This is a genomic window from Pelagibius sp. Alg239-R121 (assembly GCF_947331435.1).
Classification (GTDB): Bacteria; Pseudomonadota; Alphaproteobacteria; order Kiloniellales; family Kiloniellaceae; genus Denitrobaculum.
Window position 1 is genome coordinate 674,920 of record NZ_CAMZOF010000002.1, and the last position, 20,305, is coordinate 695,224.

Here is a 20,305-nt window from a genome sequence, read left to right on the forward strand (position 1 = left end):
GCCGTGAAGTTCGATAAGAGTGCGACTCGGAAACAATCTCGCGACTCCGTTTCGCCGACCCGAAACAAGATCAGTCTCACGCAGAGAAACTGTTCGCAGTGATCCGTTGTCCAAGAGTCTAGAGGGCGGTTCAGACTGAGAGGTCTCGCTAGCAAAGCCTAGGAAGCTTCGACGACCGCTTCAACAATTGCGTCGGCCGACATACGATACTTCTGCAGCAAATAGGGAAGTGAACCACCCTCGGCGAACCGATCCTTAAGCCCCACCCGGACCAGACGAGCGCCAGCGTTCTCTTCTGCGAGAACCTCAGCCACCGCCGACCCCAATCCGCCGATAATAGAATGGTTTTCCGCCGTAACGATGAGCTGACAACGTCTTGCCCATTGCGTTATTGCATTCCGGTCCAACGGCTTGATCGTATGCAGGTTGACGACCGCCGTGGAAATGCCGCGCTTTGACAGTTTGGTTGCGGCCTGCCGCGCCTGCCCGATCATCAGACCGGATGCTACGATCGCGACATCAGCGCCGTCTTTGAGGGTTTGCGCCTTGCCAAGCTCGAAAGGCGGCAAGGTCTGGTCTTTTTGGAGCGGCCGATCGGCTCGTTGCAGACGCAGATAGACCGGTCCGTCGATCTCGATCGCGGCCTTGACGGCAGGAACAATCTGATCCGGGCCGCCGGGTTCAATGATGGTCATATTCGGCAGAGCGCGCATCAAGGCAATATCGTCGATCGCTTGATGGGAAACCCCAAGCAAAGTGGAGAGGCCAGGCAGGAAGCCCGCCAATTTCACATTTGCCTTGGGATAGGCAACCTGCATCGCGATCTGGTCGTAACAGCGGCGCGTTAGAAAGACACTGAAGCTATTGGCAAAGGGAATGTCGCCCATTTTTGCCATGCCTGACGCAACACCGATGAGGTTCGCTTCCTGAATGCCAACCATGAAAAACCGATCAGGCATCGCATCACGGATGACATCCGTTTCGGTTGGAGCTGAGAGGTCCGCTCCCAGCGCGACCACGCGCGGATCGGATGCGGCAGAGGCCACAAGAGCGTCGCCATAGTAGCGCGGCATTCCACCGGCACCGTACACGTTGGCAGCAGAGGTGAAATCGCCGAGATGAAGAGAACCGCTCATATCAGGCTTCCAGGAAATTCAAAGCTTGTTCCGCAACATCTTTGGGCAGAACCATATTGTGACTGAGCTTGCCTTCAAGGAATGGAACACCGGAGCCGACCAGTGTGCCAGCGATGATCACGCTTGGTTTTTCCTTCACATCGCGCGCCTCGTCATAGGCTTGCATAAGCGCCTCGATCGAATTCCCATCGCAGGATATGGTATGCCAGCCGAACGCGGTCCATTTGTCGGCAACAGGCTCCATATTCAATACGGAATCGATATGCCCTTCGGCCTGCATATTATTCATGTCGATCGTCAGGCAGAGGTTATCGAGGCTATAGCTGGCGGCGCACATTGCAGCTTCCCAAACCTGACCCTCCTGCATTTCTCCATCCCCAAGGATGACGTGGTAGCGCGCTCTGGACTCTCTACGGCGCGCCGAAAGCGCCATACCGACGGCAACAGAAAGACCCTGACCAAGCGATCCGCAGGTGGCTTCAACCGAAGCGCCCATGCGTTCGGAAACGTTGATTTCCAGCTGAGATCCATCCTGACAGTAACTGTCCAGCCTGGAGGTCTCGATCAGCCCACGCACCGCCAGAGTTGCGTGAAACACTGCGGAATTATGCGCTGTCGACAAAATACAGCGATCCCGCTCCAAATCATTGCCGTCCAGGTGCAGTTCAGAGAAGTAAAGAACGGTAAAAAGATCGGCCGCTCCCAGACCCTGCTGGACATACCCCTGTCCGTGGCGAGCAACCATACGGACAACATGTTTACGGATCTCTTTCGCCTTATGGCATAGCGTATCGATATCGATGGAGTTTCTCGCTTTGGGGTCCATTACTGTTTCCAAATTAAGTGCACAGGCCTCTCGCCGCTGAACGCCTTGCCACTCGGATCACGAATCCTGCCGGCGAACCGCGCTTGCGCGTGCAGGGCGCCGGCAGGAATGTCACAAGGCTGCGTTCAGCGACCCAGAATCCGCTTGCGATCGGAATCGATCGCGGATTCGGCATCCGCAACAGCCTGTTCGAACAACTTCAGCCATTCGTCACCATACTTTTCCGTGAACCAGACCTTCATGGCGTCACGGGCCGGCAGGAAGGTTGCTTTCTCCTCTGCCGTCGGAACATAGACCGTTCCACCGGCTTCCTGGAATTGGGCAAGGCTGCGCGATTCATATTCCTTATTCCAGTCCGACTGAATCATGGAAGCCTGCTGGACGCCGTCGACCACCAAATCCTGCAGATGCGGCGGCAGTTGCTTCAACCAGGCATCGCTCATCCACCAGAAGGCAAAGAGATAGGCGTGCTCGTCGATGGTTACGTTCTTGACGACCTCATGCATATTGGTCGGCACGATATCGGTGGCCGCGTTCTTGGTTCCCTCAATCACGCCGGTCTGCAACGAGGTATAAACCTCGCCCCAGGCAACCGGTGTGGGGTTGCCACCGAGGAAACGGACGAACTCGATTTGCAGAGGCGAGTTGATCGTCCGCATCTTGATGCCCTTCATATCGGCCGCCGTCTTGACCAATTTTTTCGAAGTGAAAAAACTGCGCCAGCGCCCTGTGTTGCCGACAGCAACGAGCCGAACGTTTCCGGTCTTTTCCATGACCGTGTCACGCACCTTGTCCATGAAGGGGCTTTGGGCGATTTTTTCCACGACCATGTCGTCGCGCATCATGTAGGGAATATCGGTGACCTGAAGTTCCGGCACAAAGCTGGCGATACCGCCGACTGTCGTATGGGTCAGCTCGAGTGTGTTGAGCTGAACCTGTTCGATCAAATCGCGGAAGTTACCCAACTGCGCAGCAGGATAGATTTCGACCTTGATCTGGCCCTGAGAGCGGGCCTCGAGGAAAGATTTGAGAAATTCACCGGGCACCTGATCATCAGAATTGACGGGCCCCACATGACCGTACTTCAACACCCACTCTTCGGCGCTGGTTGCGCCGGATGTTACCATTGTCAGCAATGCGCCTGCTGCCAAGGCCACAATGGCTTTTGATTTTCCTGACATTTTTTCCTCCTTGTTATGGCAATCCGCCATCTTGTTGTGCCCGGCTTATGCTTCCGGGCAGTCGGTTCGGCTTTTACTGCAGGTACCCCAACCAGCGGGGCACCGACAGCGACAGGGCCGGTACGTAGGTAATCAGCAGAATGATTGCGAGATGGACGCAGTAATACGGCAGCATCTCGCGGGCGATGTGTTCGACGCGTTCCCGGCTGACCGTTGAAGCGACGAACAGGATGAGGCCCATTGGCGGCGTCGCTAACCCGATCGTCAGGTTGACGCACATGATGATCGCGAAATGCAGCGGTTCGATCCCGAGTTGCTGCATCAAGGGCGCGAGAATCGGGCCGAGTATCAGGATCGCCGGGCCGGCATCCAGGAACATACCGATGATCAACAACAGGATATTGACCATGAGCAGCAGAAGAAGAGGGTCGTCCGTGATGGAAAAGACAAAACCAGTCAGTTTGGTCGGAATTCCGGAAATCGTCGCGACCCAGCCAAAGACATTCGCCGTTCCGACTGCCAGGAGGATGATCGACGACGCAACTGCGGTGCGCAGAAGCAGCTTACTGAAATGCTGGAAAGTCAGAGTCCGCATGACGAAAGTGCTGAGAAGCAATGCGTAGACCACCGCAGCGCCCGCCGCTTCCGTCGGCGTAAAGATACCGGACAGAATTCCGCCCAGAATAATGACAGGGGTCAAAAGCGGCAGCGCGGCGTCGAAACCGGCGCGGCCGACTTCCACTACCGTGGCCCGGCGGTTGGCTTTAGGGTAGTTACGGCGGCGCGCGATTACTGCGGTCACTGCCATCAAGCCCGCGCCGGTCAGGACTCCTGGAACGATACCGCCGAGAAACAGTCCGGCCACCGATACCTGCATAATATAGGCATAGATGACCATGATGATGCTGGGTGGAATGATCGGCCCGATCACCGACGATGCCGCCGTAACGGCAGCCGCGAATCGCCGGCTATAGCCCTGCTTCTCCATCGCAGGAATCAGCATCGAGCCCAATGCCGAAGTATCGGCGACCGCGGACCCGCTAAGACCGGCAAAAAAGATTGAGGATACGATGTTCACATGCGCGAGGCCGCCGCGGAAATGTCCAACCAGGGCGTTGGCGAACCCGACCAGGCGTGTGGTGATGCCGCCGACATTCATGATCTCACCCGCGAGGATGAATAGCGGTATCGCCAGCAGAGGAAACTGATTGATACCGGTATAGAGTCGCTGGGCGATCAGCTTTAGGAAGACCTCTTTGTCGGCCATGATGAACGCGGCCATCGGCGCGACACCGAGCGCGAATACGATCGGCACGCCAACGGCGATCAGAATGAAAAGGACCCAGATGAAACTCGCGGGAACCATGCCGTTCTATCCTACGTCCCTGAGGTCGGGTCCGTACTTCGTCTCGAACCGGTCCGTTTCGCGCAGACCGGGGGCAAAGGCATCGAGGAGGTTCTCGAAGACCTGCTGACTCGCGATCAGAAACATAATTGCCGCACCGATGGGTATTGAAACGAAGATCCAGAACATCGAGACGTCTCCGATCGCGATGGCGACCTGGGTGCGTCCGTTCCAGGCAAACTGGAAACTCACATAGGCAAGCATGCCGCAGAAGCCGGAGACCACGAGGGAAATCGCGGCCAGAAGCGTTGACCGCAAGCGGCTGGGCAGCAGGTTCGGAAACATCTCGATGGAAATGTGATCGCCGACACGCAGCGCGATCGGTGCGGCAACAAAGACCAGCCAAACCATCATGAATTTGGCCATCTCCTCGTACCAGGAGAGAGAGTCGTTCAGCACGTAGCGCCAGAAAACACCGACCGCAACGACAACGGCAATCCCTGCCGAGAGGACAACGGCGGACAGCCTGCAGACTTCGAGGCTTGCCAGATTGATAAGAGAGAGGACTCGAATCACTTTGACGCACCAGTTCATGTCAGTGCCTCCCATGAACAGCTTGCAGGTCCGGTGAATTCTTCATCGCGCTCAGAGTTCGATGATCCGCTTCCACCGGCATGCCCATAGAGACCTCGGAAGGCAACGAAGACAGCTGCGATACCGACGGCACCGGCGCAGCAATTACGCAGGCTGAACGATCTCCGCCCGAATTGCGGCATCACGGCTTCGCTCCCTTGTTCTTACGCCTGTTTAAGATCGGCGTTGCTTTTAATGGTACCGGTAACATACATTGACTTATCGCCCCCCTACGGCTTGTCAATTGTCAAACCTCCAGTGACTGCAACCCGCTCACATGCCGGTTGACAGGAATCATGATACCGGTAACATAATAAGATGCAAGTCACGAATCTCCGTGGGCCGAGATTTCACGACAGAGCGAAAGATTTGGCGAAACCTTTTGGATTTGTGAGGCCGCATTCCTGATCGAGATCCGGCAGGTTTGCCGCCGCATAACAGCCCGCGGGTCGTACTGTTTTAAAGACATCTATCGAAATTGAACCGTCTGGGACGAAGAAGAATGAGTGAAAAGGTTGGGCTGGTCGGTTACGGCATCATGGGGGCGGCCATGGCACCGAAGTTGATCGGGAAAGGCTACGAGGTGCTGGTCTACGACGTCAGCGCCGATGCGGCATCCCGCGCCCGAAGGGATGGCTGCACCGTCTGTGAGACATTGATCGAGGTTGCCCAGCGGGCGCGCGTGGTCGTGATTTCGCTGCCCAAGCCAGAACATGTCACGTCGGTCGTTCGAGAGGGCAATGATTGCTTGCTCGCCGGCGCGTCCGAGGGGTCGGTCTTTGTCGATACCAGCACAGTGGATCCCGAAACATCGCGCCGCAATGCGGAAGCCGGTGCTGCGAAGGGAGTCGGATATCTCGACAGCCCTGTGCTCGGCCGTCCCAGCGCCTGCGGCAACTGGACCCTGCCCACCGGCGGAGAAGCCAAGCACATCCGCATTGCCGAACCGGTGTTGGAAAGCTTCGCAGCCAAGATCGTGCACGTCGGTGCTTCCGGCCAGGGGAACACGCTTAAGCTGCTCAACAACCTGATGTTCGGTACGATCAATTCGATTACCTGCGAGATCTTCGCGCTGGGTGAACGCCTGGGCATGGAACCCAAGCTGCTGTTCGACACTATTTCAAACAGTGGTGCGGGCACGGTGAGCAAGTTGTTTCAGGAGCTGGGGCCGAAGATCGTCGCGCAAGAGTTCACTCCCAACTTTACCATCGACAACATGCACAAGGATGTGGGGCTCGGCCTCAAGCTTGCAGAGCAGTGCGGCATGACCCTTGCCATCGGTAACAGGGTGCAAGAACAAAACAAACTGGCACAGGAAGCCGGGCTTGGCAGGGAAGATACCGCAGCCCTGGTCAAAATTTACCAGGATGCATCAACACGCAAAGGCAGCGCATAAAATGAAACAGGTTGAGCTCGACTACGGCAGGGGAAAAATGTCTGTGGAACTTCCGGACACATCCGTTGTTGTGCGCTACGGCGAAAGCTACCAGGATCCGCCCAACGCCGACGCAGTCGCAGTGACGCGTGCCGCCCTCGACAACCCGTTGGAGATGCCGCCGCTACGGGATCTGGCCGGTCCGGGTAAGACAGCGGCGATCGTCTTTCCCGACCGGGTGAAAGGTGGCGCTCATCGTCTTGCGCACCGGCGGGTTTGCATTCCGATGATCGTCGAGGATCTGCTGGCCGGCGGCTGCCTGCTGGAGGACATAAAGCTGATCTGCGCTCAAGGGCTGCACCGGCGAAACACCTACGAAGAATGGCTATGGTATCTGGGCGCGGAGATTGTCGATAATTTCTGGCCCGACCGGATCATTAATCACGACGCCGAAGGCCCCGACCTGCTGGATCTCGGCCTGGACGACATGGGCAATTCGGTGCAGACGAACCGTTTGGTTGCCGAGTCTGACATCTCCGTCCTCGTCGGCCATTGTGCAGCCAATCCCTACGGAGGCTACTCGGGCGGGTACAAGATGATGGTCACAGGCCTGGCGGGTATGCGGTCGATCGCCAGCCATCACACACCCAAAACAATGCTGCGCAAGGACTGGCTCGGCGGCGGCGCAAAATCGCACATGCGCAATCAATTCCAATCCATCGGCGAAGCCATTGAAGAGCGCACCGGCACGCGCTTTTTCACCATCGATGCCGTCCTGGGTCAAAAGGGTGACGTACTCGACGTCAAAGCAGGCCGAACCGCCGCTGTCGAAAAAGCAACCTGGCCCTTAGCCAATCAACGTTCGAACGTGGTGCTGGACGAACTCACCGAACCGGCGGACGTGCTGCTCGTGGGAATGCCGCGCGACTTTCACTACGGACCGGGGATGGGGACCAACCCCATTCTGATGAGCCTTGGGATCGGTGTGCAATATTCGCGCTGCTACAAAGCACTTCGGCCCGGTGCCGCGATCATCGCCGTATCCTGGTGCGACGGCTGGTTCAATCCCGGCTGGTTCCCCTCTTACGAAGAAACCTATCTTGCGCTGCAGAACTACGATACTGCGGAAGCTTTTCTGGCCTCCGAAGATGCCCTGCACATCTCCACCGACAACGAGTACTGTTTTAGTTACTCGAACCGCTACACCTATCACCCGTTCCATGCCATGTCGATGACGTCGGGTGGCAGCGTTCCCTTCAAATGGTGCTCCGAAATCTACATGGTTGGCGCGCAAAAACCCGGCTATGCCCGGGGCATGGGCTACAAAACGCTCCCAAGCGTACAGGACGCACTGAAGGATGTGGAACGCCATGTCGGCAAAAACCCCCAGATCCTCTGCACGCCCGAATGTTACTCCGGCGGCATGGCAGTCAATCTCGCCGGTCCGGGCGCGGCTTGAGAAACTGCAGGCCTGAAGGAAGCGCCGGTATGAGTTCCTGTACCCCTATGAGCCCTTACAAATGAGCCAATACAATGGATGACGATCAGGAAACGCAGCGTGCCACACACATCCACCTCGATGTTCTGGGTGGGATCGCAGGCGATATGTTCATGGCCGCCTGCCTGGATACCCGGCCGGATCTTGCCGCCGGCGTGATCGACGCCATCCGGGCCGCCGGACTCCCCGCCGACTGGGTTGTTGCGCCTGAGAGCGCCAAGGACGGCGGCTTAACAGGAACCAAAATGAAGATCGGTCCGCGCAAGCCTGCGACGACCGGACAGGATGGCGGACATGACCACTACCACTATCCCGCCCTCCTTGAAAATCTCGACAAAGCGCCGCTGGCCGAAGCCGTGCGCATCAGGGCGCAGAAAATCCTGCATCTGATTGCCGAGGCCGAAGCGCAAGTACACGGAATCGGCATCGGACAGGTGGCGCTGCACGAGGTTGGCGCCCTTGATTCGATCGCCGATGTCGTGGGCGCAGCATTTCTGATCGAGGAGATGTCACCCTGTAGCTGGTCCATCAGTCCGCTGCCGGTCGGCGGCGGATTTATTCAATCCGCCCACGGGCGGCTGCCAGTTCCAGCACCCGCCACGCAAACTCTGCTTCAGGGTTTCCCCTTCATTGACGATGGCGTTATGGGAGAGCGAATCACACCGACTGGCGCTGCAATCCTGCGTCATCTGGAACCGTCACTTAGGATGCCCGACGGCATTTGGAACGCAGTTGCAACCGGCGCGGGGTTCGGAACCCGGTCGCTGCCGGGCCTCGCAAATATGTTGCGTCTCCGCTGCTACAAATCACACAGACCCGCTGAGAGGAACGAGCAGATTGCGGTCATAGAATTCATGGTAGATGACCAAACTCCCGAGGATCTGGCTGCCGGGGTCGAGGCATTGCGAGAATGCCCGGGTGTCCTCGATGTTCTGCAGATTCCCGCGACAGGAAAGAAGAGCCGGCTGGGACATTTGATACAGGTGCTGACAAGGCCTGATTCGCTGGAACAAACGACCGAATCCTGTTTCAGGGAAACCACGACAATTGGGCTGCGGCAACGGCTTGAAAACAGAATTGTCCTTTCCAGACAGCAAAGAATCGCGCCCGACGGGCTCGCGGTCAAAACGGTCAAACGACCGGACGGCAGCCGTACAGCGAAAACCGAATTGGATGACATTCGTACACGCGCCACAGGACACAACGATCGTGAACAGCTCCGGCGTCAGTCAGAGTCAGCTGTCTTAGAGGAGGATGACAATGGACGGAGCTAAGGCAAGAGCGGATCTGACACGTATTCTCGACGCGATGGGTCCGGTGGCCGTTGCTGTCAGTGGCGGGGTCGACAGCATGACGCTTGCCGCCGTTGCCGGTGATGTTTTCGGTCATAAAATGTTGGCGGTTCATGCCGTATCGCCAGCCGTTCCGCCCCGTGCCACCGCACGCGTAAGGCGGCTTGCCGAGAGCCTGGACTGGCCGCTTCAGATTTTGAATGCCGGGGAATTCGGCGATGAACGTTACCTGGCAAATCCGGTTAACCGCTGCTACTTCTGCAAATTTAACCTCTACGGCGAGATCGCGCGCGTCACCGATTTGCCGATCGCATCCGGAACCAATACCGACGACCTCTCTGATTTTCGGCCGGGCCTCAAGGCAGCGGCAGAATACAGAGTCTGCCACCCCTACGTGGAGGCAGGAATCGACAAAGAGGGCATCAGGCGCATCGCGCGACAGTTCGGGCTTGGGGACATTGCAGAGCTTCCGGCAGCCCCCTGTCTTTCGAGCCGCTTGCAGACCGGGGTAATCGTTACGCCCGAGCGTTTGCGCTTCATCGACGAAGTTGAGGAGACGGCGAAGGACATCCTTTCACCAGATACCGTCCGCTGCAGGATTCTTTCCGACCGGGTCGAGATCCAGCTCGATGCACGGAGCCTGGAAACGCTGGAGGAATCCCAAACACTGCGCGCGCGCATCCTGGACTTTACACTCGGCAAGCAACCCCTTCCGGTGACTTTCGCCCCCTATCGCCAGGGAAGTTCTGTGGTGCACGGAAATGGCTGAGCAAGACGTCATCATGGACCTCGAGCGGGAAAGCCGTACCGCACTGCCTGAAGCAATCCTGTGCGAAGGCAAGAGCGACGTGCAGGTCGAAACTGCGGTAAAACAGATGCTCGATGCCGGAAAAAACGTTCTGCTGACCCGGTTGGACGCTGATCGCACGAAGGCCCTTTCGCTTAGCCCGTTCGATTATGACGCCGAATCACGGACCGGGATCGCCGGGCCCTGGACGGCACCGGCAAGCAAGCCACGTGTCGCAGTTGTCGCTGCCGGAACCTCCGATCTGGGGGTGGCCCGCGAAGCCGCCCGCACCCTGGCCTATCTCGGGGTGGCCAGCCGGGAGTATGCAGATGTCGGGGTGGCGGGGCTCTGGCGTCTTCTGAAAATCCAGGAGGAACTTACGACCTATCCCGCGATTATCGCCGTCGCTGGAATGGAAGGCGGCCTGTTTTCAGTGCTCGGCGGCCTGGTTCCGGGTTTGGTGGTCGCCGTGCCGACCTCGCGCGGCTACGGCATCTGCCGAAACGGCGAGACGGCATTGCATTCAGCGCTGGCATCCTGCGCACAGGGGATCGTTGCCGTGAATATAGATAATGGCTACGGTGCCGCCTGTGCCGTCGCAAGGAGCTTTTCCAAGGGCAATCGCTCTTAAAAAAGTGCCCAAGACGTTCCCTACAGAGATTCCAGGGCGGTACAGGGAAAGCTGATACTTATCGATTGAAAATCATGCCAAGCGAATTTCTGACGCCATGACATCCCCGGAAAAGAAACCCACACAACGGCGCAAACGGCCGGGCGGACGGTTGCAGATTCGCGATGTCGCGCGGCTGGCCGGTGTTTCCGCCATTACCGTTTCCCGTTATATCAACAATCCGGGGAAGGTCGCTAAGGATACGGGTGAAAAGATCGCCTCAGCGATCAAAGAGTCCGGCTACATTCCCAATATGGTCGCCAAGGGTCTTTCGTCAAATCGCACCAACGTGGTCGCGGCCATCATCCCGACCATCACCAACTCGATTTTCGCCGACCTTGTTTCGGGCCTATCCGACGGGCTGGAAGACAACGGACATCGTCTGCTTATTGCCGAAAGCGGCTATTCGCTCGAGCGCGAAATGGAGTTGATTCAAACCATGATCGCGCAGCGGCCGGCGGGGCTTGTCGTAACCGGACAGGTTCATACAGAACACGGAGCGGAGCTTTTGCGCAGCATCGATATTCCGGTGCTGGAAACTTTTGAGACCGGGGCCGAGCCAATCGACATGTGCGCGGGCTTTTCGAACTTCGATGCGTCCTTCCAAATGGTTAAGGGACTGATCGAAGCTGGATACCGAAAGATCGGTTTTGTGTCTGCGCCTATTGCCTCCAACGATCGCGCGACGCGACGTCGTGAAGGTTATTTTGCTGCCATGAAAGAGGCTGGTCTCAATGTGGTTCCCGGTTGGGTCCGTGACGCCAAATTCGCTTTTCGGGAGGGCGCGAGAGCCCTTGGCGAACTGGTCGAGCAACACCCCGAACTCGAGGCGATCTTCTTTGCCAGCGATGTGCTTTCGATCGGCGGAGTCATGGAATGCCAGCGCCGGAAGATCCGGTTTCCCGAAGATGTCGGCATCTGCGGATTTGACGATTTCGAGCTGACCGCCATGACCAACCCGCCGCTGACAACGGTCCGGATTCCACGCTACGAAATCGGCCATAAAGCTGCAGCCATGCTTATGGCACGGCTCAACGGCGATGAGACTGTTGAGCGTTCGGTCGATCTGGGCTTTGAAATTGTGTGGCGCGGAAGCACCCGCCTGCCCCCTCAATAACCCCAAGCCTGACCGCAGGAAAGCATCGAACCGAGAGCCGTACATTCGCGCCTTCTACGGGTGTAATGGCGAGCGGAATTGGGTGCCATCACCTCACGGCCATTTCCCTGACGATCTTTGTCAAAATGTGCATTGACTCATTAAATGATACCGGTAACATTAGCGCCTTACATTCACTATCTACGTTCCGATATAACCGATGCCTTCAGGCAGTGAAGGCTAAAATCCTGGAGGTTCCGGTCATGGACAACCCTATGCCCACGGTCTTGGTCACTGGTGGCGCAAGCGGCATCGGCGCCGCAATCTGCCGCCTGATCGTCGAGCGGGGTGGCAGCGCCGGAATCATCGACCTGGACGAGGACAAGGGAACCGCCCTGGCCAATGAACTGGGTGAGAATGCCGGGTTTGCGCGCGCCGACATCTGTGACGAAACTCAGCTGACAGATGCCTACGAAAAACTAGAAGGAAGCTTGCCGCCAATCGGCGGACTGGTCACCTGCGCCGGCGTTTCACCGACACGCCTGCCGATCGAGGACTATCCGCTGGAAGAGTTCAGGCGTTTGCTCGATAACCACGCCTCAGGCACCTTCCTGACCTGCAAAGTTGTCGGGTCAAAGCTGACGGCCCGAGGTGGCGGTGCGATCGTCACGATCAGTTCCGCCCTCTCTGTCAGACCCGGCCCGATGCTCGGCTATGGCGCCGGCAAGGCTGCGGTTCTCAATCTCACCCAATCCCTCGCCGTTCATTGGGGTAAGCAGAGCCTGCGTGTGAACACCATTGTACCGGGCTGGGTCGACACCCCCTTTATCCGCCGTCAGGAAGAAGCGGGCCGCGATCTCTCGCCAATCAGGGGCGTGACGCCGATGGGACGATTGGTCAAACCCGAAGAAGTCGCCGAAGTCGCGTGGTTTCTGCTCTCCCCCGCCGCGAGCGCCATGACCGGCGCGGCCGTCGTCGTGGACTGCGGCGTTACGCTCGGCGGGGGATGGCTGCCTTACGGCGAACTGCCTTAAATACTAACCCCAAGGCAGGGAGAAAGTCTTGACGTTGGTGAAGGATTTCATCGCTTCAATGACGCCCTCTTTGTAGCCGTTGCCGCTGTCCTTGATGCCGCCGAAGGGTGACATCTCGATCCGATAACCCGGCACTTCCCAGATGTTCACCGTGCCGACGTTCAGTCCTGCGATATAGGCCTGCATTCGGTGGAAATCGTTGGTACAGACGCCAGCTGACAAGCCAAAAGCGGTAGCGTTGGAAATTACCCTGACTTGAATGTCGTCGTCGGGCACGCGGATGACCGGGATAATCGGACCGAAGGTTTCCTCCATTACCAGATCGCTCTCGTGGGGCACGTGATCGATCACGATGGGTGGCAGCAGTGCTCCCTCCCGCTTCGGGTGATAGAGGATCTTTGCACCCTGCTCGGCGGCAGCCAGTACACGGTTTTCAAAGCTCTCGGCGGCCTTTGCATGCACCACGCAGCCCAGATCGGTTTCAGGATCCATCGGGTTGCCAAACTTGATCTTTTTCGCTCGCTCCAGCACCAGCGGAACGAAACGCTCGGCAACGGACTCCTGACAGAGAATGCGCTTCACGGCGGTGCAGCGCTGGCCGGAATTTTTGGTTGCGCCGGCCACGGCCAGATCGGCGGCCTTGGCAAGGTCCGCATCGGAGAGGTCGTTGCAGATGATCAGCGGGTCATTGCCGCCGAGCTCGAGCACCTGACGTTTATAAATTGCCTTCGCCGCAATCATCTTGCCCACCGGCACGCCGCCGGTGAAGGTCACGAGCTCGATGTTGGGGTTGGTGATCATTTCGTCACCGATATCCTGTGGCCAACCGGTAACGACCGACAGCATTTCGGGTGGTAATCCTGCTTCGTAGAGTGCATCGGCAAGCCAGATTGCCGTGAGCGGCGTCAACTCAGTTGGCTTGACCACCATGCAATTGTTGGTAGCGATCGCGGGTGCGATCTTGTGACTGACCATGTTCAGCGGATGATTGAAGGGCGTGATCGCCGAAATCGCCTTCAGCGGTTCGCGTGTGGTGAAGATCTTGCGCGCTTTGCCATGTGGGGTGAGATCGCAGGAAAAGATCTCGCCGTCATCGTGAATGCACATCTGCCCGGACAGCGTATAAACATCGAAAGCCCGGCCGCATTCGTAGAGGGAGTCGCTGATCGAAATCCCCAACTCGGCCGTGATGATCGGGGCGAGTTCCGATTTACGTTCATCGATGATCCGGGCGACATTGAGAAGGATCTTCTGCCGCTCGTAACGGGTGAGTGTCGGCGTATAGTTTGCGGCAATCTCAAAGGCCTCGCGCGCATGCTCGGCGGTTCCAGCGGGAACCGAGCCGATGACCTCGTCCGTGTAGGGGTAGTGCACCGGCACGCGCGCCTCGCTGTCGACTTTACGGCCTGCAATGCGCATCGCTTCGTGACGGGGTTCAATGGGGGGATTACTCATGCCGATGATCCTCAAAGCGCTGCTGCGGTTGTTGCATAAAAGAAAGCGTCGAAGTTGCGCAAGATGGGCGCAGAGGGCATGTCAATCTTGCGATTGACGATGAAAGGCACCTCTTGTTCGCTGAGCCCACCATGGCTGCGAAGCGGCTGTTTTAGTGCTGCCAGATCGTGCCGGTGCGCAGAGGTGCCGATAACCACGTTTTCACCTGAGATCACGACGATGTCGCCGATCCGATCGCCGGGCAATTCGAAGCGCATAACCGCCTCGGCCTTATCCATGACCAATGTGATTCCGGCCGTGGCTTTCAGGCGGGCAATGATATCCGCCTGATCCACACCCTGGGGCAGATAGGCGGTCGCGAAGGAACCAAGCGCGCCGTGATGCACTACATAGGGGTCGGTGATCGGAAGGATCACCCGTGCCGCGCCCTCGCCTAGCCATTGGTCCATTAGGTCCTGCGCGTAGACAACAGCCGGGGAACCATCGGCAAGATGCTTGGGCTTCATGCCGTGATCGGCAGTCACGACGATCGTGGCGCCCATTGCGTCCAGTTGGGTCAGGTAGCGGTCGAACATTTCGTAGAAGGTCTTCGCCTCTGCGTCCTCGGGGGCGAACTTATGTTGCACATAGTCGGTGGTCGTCAGGTACAGCAGGTCCGGCTTCCATTCGGCAAGCAGCTTGACCCCGGCCGCAAAAACAAACTCCGACAATTCTGCAGAATAGACTTCAGGCTGGGCCATCCCAAGCCATTGACTCGCCTTTTCCTGCCCATGTTCAGCTGCGGTCGAGCTATCGGATTTCTCAGCTGAAAAACACTTCGCACGATCCTCGTCGAACTTAAGACCCGCCCCTAGCAACGCGCGCAGCTTATCCTTCGCCGTAACAATGGCGATCCGAGCTCCCGCGTCGTAGAACTCTTTGAACAGAGTCGGCGCACGCAGGAACCGCACATCGTTCATCATCACCTCCTCACCGGTTTCCGGTTCGTAAAGGTAATTGCCGCAGATACCGTGCACCGATGGCGGACGGCCCGTCGCGATCGACAGATTGTTTGGATTGGTGAAGGCCGGAATCACCGAGTGCGCCAAACGGTCGGTGCCAGTCTCGCGCATCCGTTTGAGCGTCGGCATCAACCCATCAGCGATCGCCGCATCCAAATAGGCGGGTTCACAGCCATCGAGACAAATCGCAACCGCGGGCACCTTCGGGGCCGGGTAGACGCGTTCGTTCACCTCTATGGAGTCACGGATAATCATCGATCAATTCCCTTCCTGAGGTCCTGATTCACTCAAGGACAAATGTTCTTTTGATGCTGGCGGGCGGCGCCCGCTGTCACTTCGCCCGGTTGACGACTTTGCGAAGCCAACCGGAGATGAATTCCGCGATCAGCACCATGGCGATGATCGACAGGATGATGGCGCCGACACGGAGGTTTTCGAGCTGCTGGACATTGCGCTTGAGGTACCATCCCATGCCGCCGCCGCCGAAAAACCCGACGACGGTCGCTGCTCGAAAGGCCACATCCCAGGTGTAGATGGCGATTCCCGTGAAGGCGACCCGCACCTGTGGAACCACGGCAAACACGAAGACCTGAAATGGATTGGCACCGGCTGCCCGCATTGCATCGACCGGCCCCATGTCCACGGCCTCGATCTCATCCGAAAACAGCTTGCCCGCAAAACCGACACAGAACATCGTTAGGGCACTGACCCCCGCCAGCATGCCGAAACCCAGAATCGACACGAAGAGAATAGTCCAGATGGTTTCGTGAATGGCTCGGCAGGAAATCACGCCAAAGCGGCCGAGCGGAAACAGCAGCCGCTGATTTGGCGAAACATTGAAGGCCGAGAACCAGGCCAGCGGGATCGAAAGAAACACTCCCGCAATCGCGCCCAGAAACGACATCTGCAGGGTATCGACAACCGTGGCCAGATAGCCGGGGTCGGTCACGTAGGCCAGATCCGGTGGATAGTAGCGTTCCGCCACCACGCCCACCAAGCCGCCAAGGGCCCCAAAAAGCAACGGTATGTCTACATTCAGGAAGTGCAGTGAATAGACAAGAAACACCAGCACGCCGAGCAAACTGCCGAAGCGGTACAACGACCCCGGGAAGCGGTAACGTGACCAGGTCTCTGCGACCGGGGTGCTGGGAGTTTTGGTCAGCTCCGTCATGGCCATCCCCTCAGATCACCGCTTTGCGCAGGTAGTGCGAAATGACTTCGCCCAACACGATCAGCAAAAGGATCGCCAGGATTACCATCGTCACCCCACCGTAGTTGAAGCTGTTCATCTGCCGGAAAAACAGCAACCCCAAACCCCCGGCCCCGACCAGCCCCATGACAGCCGAGCGGCGGATGTTGATATCCCATTCGAAGATGACCGTCGCGAGGACAACCGGATAAATCTGCGGCAGGATCCCGTAATACATCACCTGGAACTGATTCCCGCCGACCGCGCGGATCGCCTCGACCGGTTTGGCATCGATGTTTTCGATCGCTTCGGCGGTGATTTTCGAGATGAAACCGACCGACCGCATGGCAATCGCCAGGATACCGGGTAAAGCCCCCAAGCCAACGGCACTGACGAAGATCAATGCCCAGACGATTTCATGTACCGATCGGCTGAGCACCATCAGAAATCGGCCGACCGGATAGAGGATATGGCGGCTGGGCGTTACGTTGGCTGCTCCGAGCCAGGCCACGGGCAGTGAAAAGAAACAGCCCAGAACCGTACCTACACAGGCCATCATAAAGGTTTCGATGGTCGGTAGGATCAATTCCGATACCAAGCCGAGATCCAGCTGAATATAACGTCCGAAAGAGGCCAGAACGCCGCTCCGGCCTCCGATGCGCGACCAGTCCGTATCCTCGATAATCGTGCCGTTCACACACCAAGCGGTAAAGAGGATGAAGAGGCCCCAGATAAGCGCCAGCCGGAGCTGGCGTTTGCGGCGCAATCCCGTCTGAAGATTCAGGCTGCCCGCAAGAGAGTCTGTCGCTGACATCGCTTACAGCACTTCCATCGCATAAATGTCTTCAAGGTCGGCATCGCGCAGTGTGCGAGTCTCACCGTCGAATTTCTTGATCCCGTCCTGCAGGCCAATGATGCGGTTGCAGAACTCCTTGGCCAGCTGCACGTCGTGAATGTTACACAACGCCGGCACACGCAGCTCTTTTGCTATCTCGCGAATCAGCGCCATCACTTCCTGTGAAATTTTGGGGTCGAGGGCGGAGGTCGGCTCGTCCAGAAGCAGCAGTTTCGGTTGCTGCATCAGGGCACGAGCGATCCCGACCCGCTGACGCTGGCCGCCGCTCAACTCGTCGGCACGTTTATCCACATGATCGCTTAGGCCGACACGCTCTAGAAAATCGAGCGCCTGCCGAATATCGTCCTTGGTAAAATGCCGGAACAGGCTACGCAGATTTCCGGTGTATCCCAATCGCCCGGAGAGCACGTTGTCCATGACCGACATGCGGTTGATCAGATTGAATTCCTGAAAAATCATTCCGACATCGCGGCGCAGTTCTCGCAACGCCCGCGGTTTGAGCGCCCGCACATCTTGATCCAGCAGGGTGATCGTACCGTCGGTCGGCTCCACCAACCGGTTGACACAGCGGATAAGGGTCGACTTTCCGGCACCGCTTGGCCCGATGATGGCCAGGAAATCGTCGCCTTCGACGTCGAAATCGATCCCCTTTAGAATTTCAGGGCCCTTGCCGGAGTATCGGACTTTCAGATTCCGTACAGACAGGACGGCCATTCTAGCTCTCCCTTTTCGCCTGCCCCGCCCTTGCTTCAGCACGAGCGGGGCATCGGCCGCTGTCCTATTTCTTCGCGTCTTTGGCTGCTTTAAGATCGCGAATGATGTCGTAGTCCGTGTCTTTCATCGCCACAAAGCGGCTGGCGTTGACGTTCTCCAGATACTTGCGCCCGTCCTCGCTGTCGCTCAGCGTCAGGAAGGCTTTCTGAATCTGACCGACGATTTCATCGCAAAGATCCCCATTAACGACAAAGGGGTCCTGCGGAATGACCGGTGAAGACCAGAGCACGACGTAGTCCTCCATCTTCGCAAGTCCCCGATCGATCACATTGTCCAGCCGGTGCGTTGCGACAAAGGCTGCATCGACCTGTTCTTCGATGACCGCAACCGCCGAGAGATCATGACCGCCGGTGTAGACAACACGCGAAAAATAGTCTTCGAGATCGGAACCGATCACTTTGGTAAAGGATACCCGTGGCAGAAGATTGCCGGAGGTGCTAGCCGGATCGGTCAGACCGATCACCGAACCTTTGATATCCTCGATGCTCTTAAAACCGGAATCCGCGCGGGCCACCAGGACAGCCTTATATCCGGGCCCTTCTTCCTGGAAATGTCCTTTGTGTTTTGCATAGGTCGCGACCACCTGAAGATCCGGGTCGCGCTCCTGCGCAATGACATAGGAATAGGGACCGTGCATCCCGATATCGACGAAGCCGCCGAGCATTGCTTCAACCACAGACGCGTAAGACGTTGGCAGGTAGAATTCAATGTTCTTACCGGTAGCTTCGCGCAACTGCTTCACGAGGGGTTGGTAGAGCGACAGCTCCTGCGTCGTTTCCTCAGTTGGGATCATGGAAAAGCGCAAGGCTTCAGGATTTTTACATTCTTGCGCTGCGGCCGCACCAACCGTAGCAAGGCTGGCGACAAGCGCACCGCCGACGACGGTCTTGATTTGCTTCCAGGTGTTCATTTTTTCCTCCGTTCGGTGAAATCGGCTGCGTTCATTTTTCTTCGCTGCCTTATTGTTTTTTTCAGGGAACAAGTTGGGGTCTGTTGTCGTTCAGGATGCCGTCGAGGGCGGCTGACTTCAAAAAGCTCTCTTTCGAGCCGATAAAGTTTTTACCGCGTTCACCCGCGAAGGCTTCGTCAATAATTGCCGCGCAGCTGTCATTTGGAACGCCATAGTCGGCAAAGCTGATACCCACCCCGGATGTCTTGAGAAATGCGGAGAGATCCTCGGCCGCTTTTTCAAGATCCTGTCCAAAAATCTCTTTCAGGCAATCTTCGCGGAAACCGCCCGTGCCAATCACCGACTTCAAGACCGTAGGCAGGGTAAAGGAACAGGCGATGCCGTGCGGCACACCCCAGCCCAAGGTGATTGGATATGAAAGGTTGTGCGCGATCGCCGTTCTCGTATTTGAGAACGCAAGACCGGCGCAGAGGGCAGCCTCTGCAATGTTGCTGCGCAGATCCAGATTCCCCAGATCAGATAAAAGGCTGGGCAGATCCCGCAGTATGATCTGAGATGCCGTAACGGCGTAGCGCGCGGACATCGGATTTGCGTTGATGTTCCAGATGCTTTCCAGTGCATGCGATAAGGCATCAAGTCCCGTCGCAAGCGTAAGGTTATAGGGTTTGCCTAACATCAGGGCCGGATCGATCACCGCGGTTTCCGGATAGAGGTTTGGCCGGGCCAGGGAAAACTTACGTCCTCCCTCACCATCCCAGACGGTCGCCCAACTGGTCACTTCACTGCCGGTGCCTGCTGTAGTCGGAACGGCGATGACCGGAACGCCTGAGAGTTCCTCGGCACCGTCCTTGGTTTCCAAATACCGGCGCACTTTCTGAAAGTCGCCGTTAGCGGCGGCAAAAACCTTAGCCGAATCGATGACGGACCCACCCCCGATGGCAACAATAACTTCCGGACCGCCGGCCACGCCCCTGAAGCGGGCAGTTTGCGCATCAAGCACGCGGTAATCCGGGTTCGGCGCGATATCATCGAACACAAGCACTGGCTTGCCTGCCGTTTCGCTTAACTTTTGGGTCAGAGCCTGAAACGGCGTGTCCGGGTAAGTCACGACTGCGTAGCTGCGCCCGCCGATCAGACTTGGCAGGTCTTTAAAGCGTCCAGCACCAAATTCGATTTTGACCGGATTAAAATAGGTCCACATTCGAAGCTCCCAGAACCGCGCTGTGCCGTGAATAAGCGCCAAGTCA

19 protein-coding genes are annotated in these 20,305 nt (G+C 57.6%); 7 read left to right on the forward strand and 12 right to left on the reverse strand.

Annotated features, from left to right (window positions below):
* Positions 1-158: 158 nt before the first annotated feature.
* The 5 genes from QMZ18_RS10270 to QMZ18_RS10290 all read right to left on the reverse strand — a co-directional run bounded on the left by QMZ18_RS10270 (position 159) and on the right by QMZ18_RS10290 (position 5,082).
* Entirely contained in the window at positions 159-1,136 is a 978-nt protein-coding gene (locus tag QMZ18_RS10270; RefSeq protein ID WP_282606189.1) for a transketolase family protein, read from the reverse strand.
* Between the two features lies 1 nt (position 1,137).
* A complete protein-coding gene (locus QMZ18_RS10275; protein ID WP_282606190.1) occupies positions 1,138-1,962 on the reverse strand; it encodes a transketolase in 825 nt (274 codons plus the stop codon).
* A 125-nt stretch (positions 1,963-2,087) separates the two neighbouring features.
* Positions 2,088-3,143, reverse strand: a complete 1,056-nt coding sequence (gene dctP / locus QMZ18_RS10280; protein WP_282606191.1) for a TRAP transporter substrate-binding protein DctP — start codon at positions 3,141-3,143, stop codon at positions 2,088-2,090.
* Positions 3,144-3,216: 73 nt separating this feature from the next.
* Complete coding sequence (locus QMZ18_RS10285) at positions 3,217-4,509, reverse strand: TRAP transporter large permease (protein ID WP_282606192.1); 1,293 nt, start codon at positions 4,507-4,509, stop codon at positions 3,217-3,219.
* Between the two features lie 6 nt (positions 4,510-4,515).
* Complete coding sequence (locus QMZ18_RS10290; protein WP_282606193.1) at positions 4,516-5,082, reverse strand: TRAP transporter small permease; 567 nt, start codon at positions 5,080-5,082, stop codon at positions 4,516-4,518.
* 517 nt (positions 5,083-5,599) lie between these two features.
* Between QMZ18_RS10290 and QMZ18_RS10295 the strand changes: the two genes are divergently transcribed.
* The 7 genes from QMZ18_RS10295 to QMZ18_RS10325 all read left to right on the forward strand — a co-directional run bounded on the left by QMZ18_RS10295 (position 5,600) and on the right by QMZ18_RS10325 (position 12,873).
* Complete coding sequence (locus QMZ18_RS10295; RefSeq protein ID WP_282606194.1) at positions 5,600-6,517, forward strand: NAD(P)-dependent oxidoreductase; 918 nt, start codon at positions 5,600-5,602, stop codon at positions 6,515-6,517.
* A 1-nt stretch (position 6,518) separates the two neighbouring features.
* Positions 6,519-7,955 carry a lactate racemase domain-containing protein gene (locus tag QMZ18_RS10300; protein WP_282606195.1) on the forward strand — a complete coding sequence of 479 codons (1,437 nt, stop codon included), beginning with the start codon at positions 6,519-6,521 and terminating at the stop codon, positions 7,953-7,955.
* 74 nt (positions 7,956-8,029) lie between these two features.
* On the forward strand, positions 8,030-9,268 hold the full coding sequence (locus tag QMZ18_RS10305; protein WP_282606196.1) for a LarC family nickel insertion protein: 1,239 nt from the start codon (positions 8,030-8,032) through the stop codon (positions 9,266-9,268).
* Entirely contained in the window at positions 9,255-10,055 is an 801-nt protein-coding gene (locus QMZ18_RS10310; RefSeq protein ID WP_282606197.1) for an adenine nucleotide alpha hydrolase, read from the forward strand. The genes QMZ18_RS10305 and QMZ18_RS10310 overlap by 14 nt, the downstream gene beginning before the upstream one ends.
* The gene (gene larB, locus QMZ18_RS10315; protein WP_282606198.1) at positions 10,048-10,704 is read left to right on the forward strand and encodes a nickel pincer cofactor biosynthesis protein LarB; all 657 of its coding nucleotides are present in this window, start codon (positions 10,048-10,050) and stop codon (positions 10,702-10,704) included. The genes QMZ18_RS10310 and larB overlap by 8 nt, the downstream gene beginning before the upstream one ends.
* A 97-nt stretch (positions 10,705-10,801) precedes the next feature.
* Positions 10,802-11,860: a LacI family DNA-binding transcriptional regulator gene (locus QMZ18_RS10320; RefSeq protein WP_282606199.1), complete on the forward strand. Its 1,059-nt coding sequence runs from the start codon at positions 10,802-10,804 to the stop codon at positions 11,858-11,860.
* A gap of 242 nt (positions 11,861-12,102) precedes the next feature.
* The gene (locus QMZ18_RS10325) at positions 12,103-12,873 is read left to right on the forward strand and encodes an SDR family NAD(P)-dependent oxidoreductase (protein WP_282606200.1); all 771 of its coding nucleotides are present in this window, start codon (positions 12,103-12,105) and stop codon (positions 12,871-12,873) included.
* Positions 12,874-12,876: 3 nt separating this feature from the next.
* Here QMZ18_RS10325 and phnY read toward each other — a convergent pair whose 3' ends face one another.
* The 7 genes from phnY to psrA all read right to left on the reverse strand — a co-directional run bounded on the left by phnY (position 12,877) and on the right by psrA (position 20,259).
* Positions 12,877-14,328, reverse strand: coding sequence for a phosphonoacetaldehyde dehydrogenase (gene phnY, locus QMZ18_RS10330; protein ID WP_282606201.1), 1,452 nt, complete (start codon positions 14,326-14,328; stop codon positions 12,877-12,879).
* A gap of 11 nt (positions 14,329-14,339) precedes the next feature.
* Positions 14,340-15,584 (reverse strand): phosphonoacetate hydrolase, encoded by a 1,245-nt coding sequence (phnA, locus tag QMZ18_RS10335; protein ID WP_282606202.1) that lies wholly within the window; start codon positions 15,582-15,584, stop codon positions 14,340-14,342.
* A 76-nt stretch (positions 15,585-15,660) separates the two neighbouring features.
* Positions 15,661-16,500, reverse strand: a complete 840-nt coding sequence (gene phnE / locus QMZ18_RS10340; protein ID WP_282606203.1) for a phosphonate ABC transporter, permease protein PhnE — start codon at positions 16,498-16,500, stop codon at positions 15,661-15,663.
* A 10-nt stretch (positions 16,501-16,510) separates the two neighbouring features.
* Positions 16,511-17,332, reverse strand: coding sequence for a phosphonate ABC transporter, permease protein PhnE (phnE, locus tag QMZ18_RS10345; RefSeq protein ID WP_282606204.1), 822 nt, complete (start codon positions 17,330-17,332; stop codon positions 16,511-16,513).
* A 3-nt stretch (positions 17,333-17,335) separates the two neighbouring features.
* Positions 17,336-18,088, reverse strand: coding sequence for a phosphonate ABC transporter ATP-binding protein (gene phnC, locus QMZ18_RS10350; protein WP_282606205.1), 753 nt, complete (start codon positions 18,086-18,088; stop codon positions 17,336-17,338).
* Positions 18,089-18,152: 64 nt separating this feature from the next.
* On the reverse strand, positions 18,153-19,058 hold the full coding sequence (locus QMZ18_RS10355) for a phosphate/phosphite/phosphonate ABC transporter substrate-binding protein (protein ID WP_282606206.1): 906 nt from the start codon (positions 19,056-19,058) through the stop codon (positions 18,153-18,155).
* Between the two features lie 61 nt (positions 19,059-19,119).
* Entirely contained in the window at positions 19,120-20,259 is a 1,140-nt protein-coding gene (gene psrA, locus QMZ18_RS10360; RefSeq protein ID WP_282606207.1) for an iron-containing alcohol dehydrogenase PsrA, read from the reverse strand.
* Between the last annotated feature and the right edge of the window lie 46 nt (positions 20,260-20,305).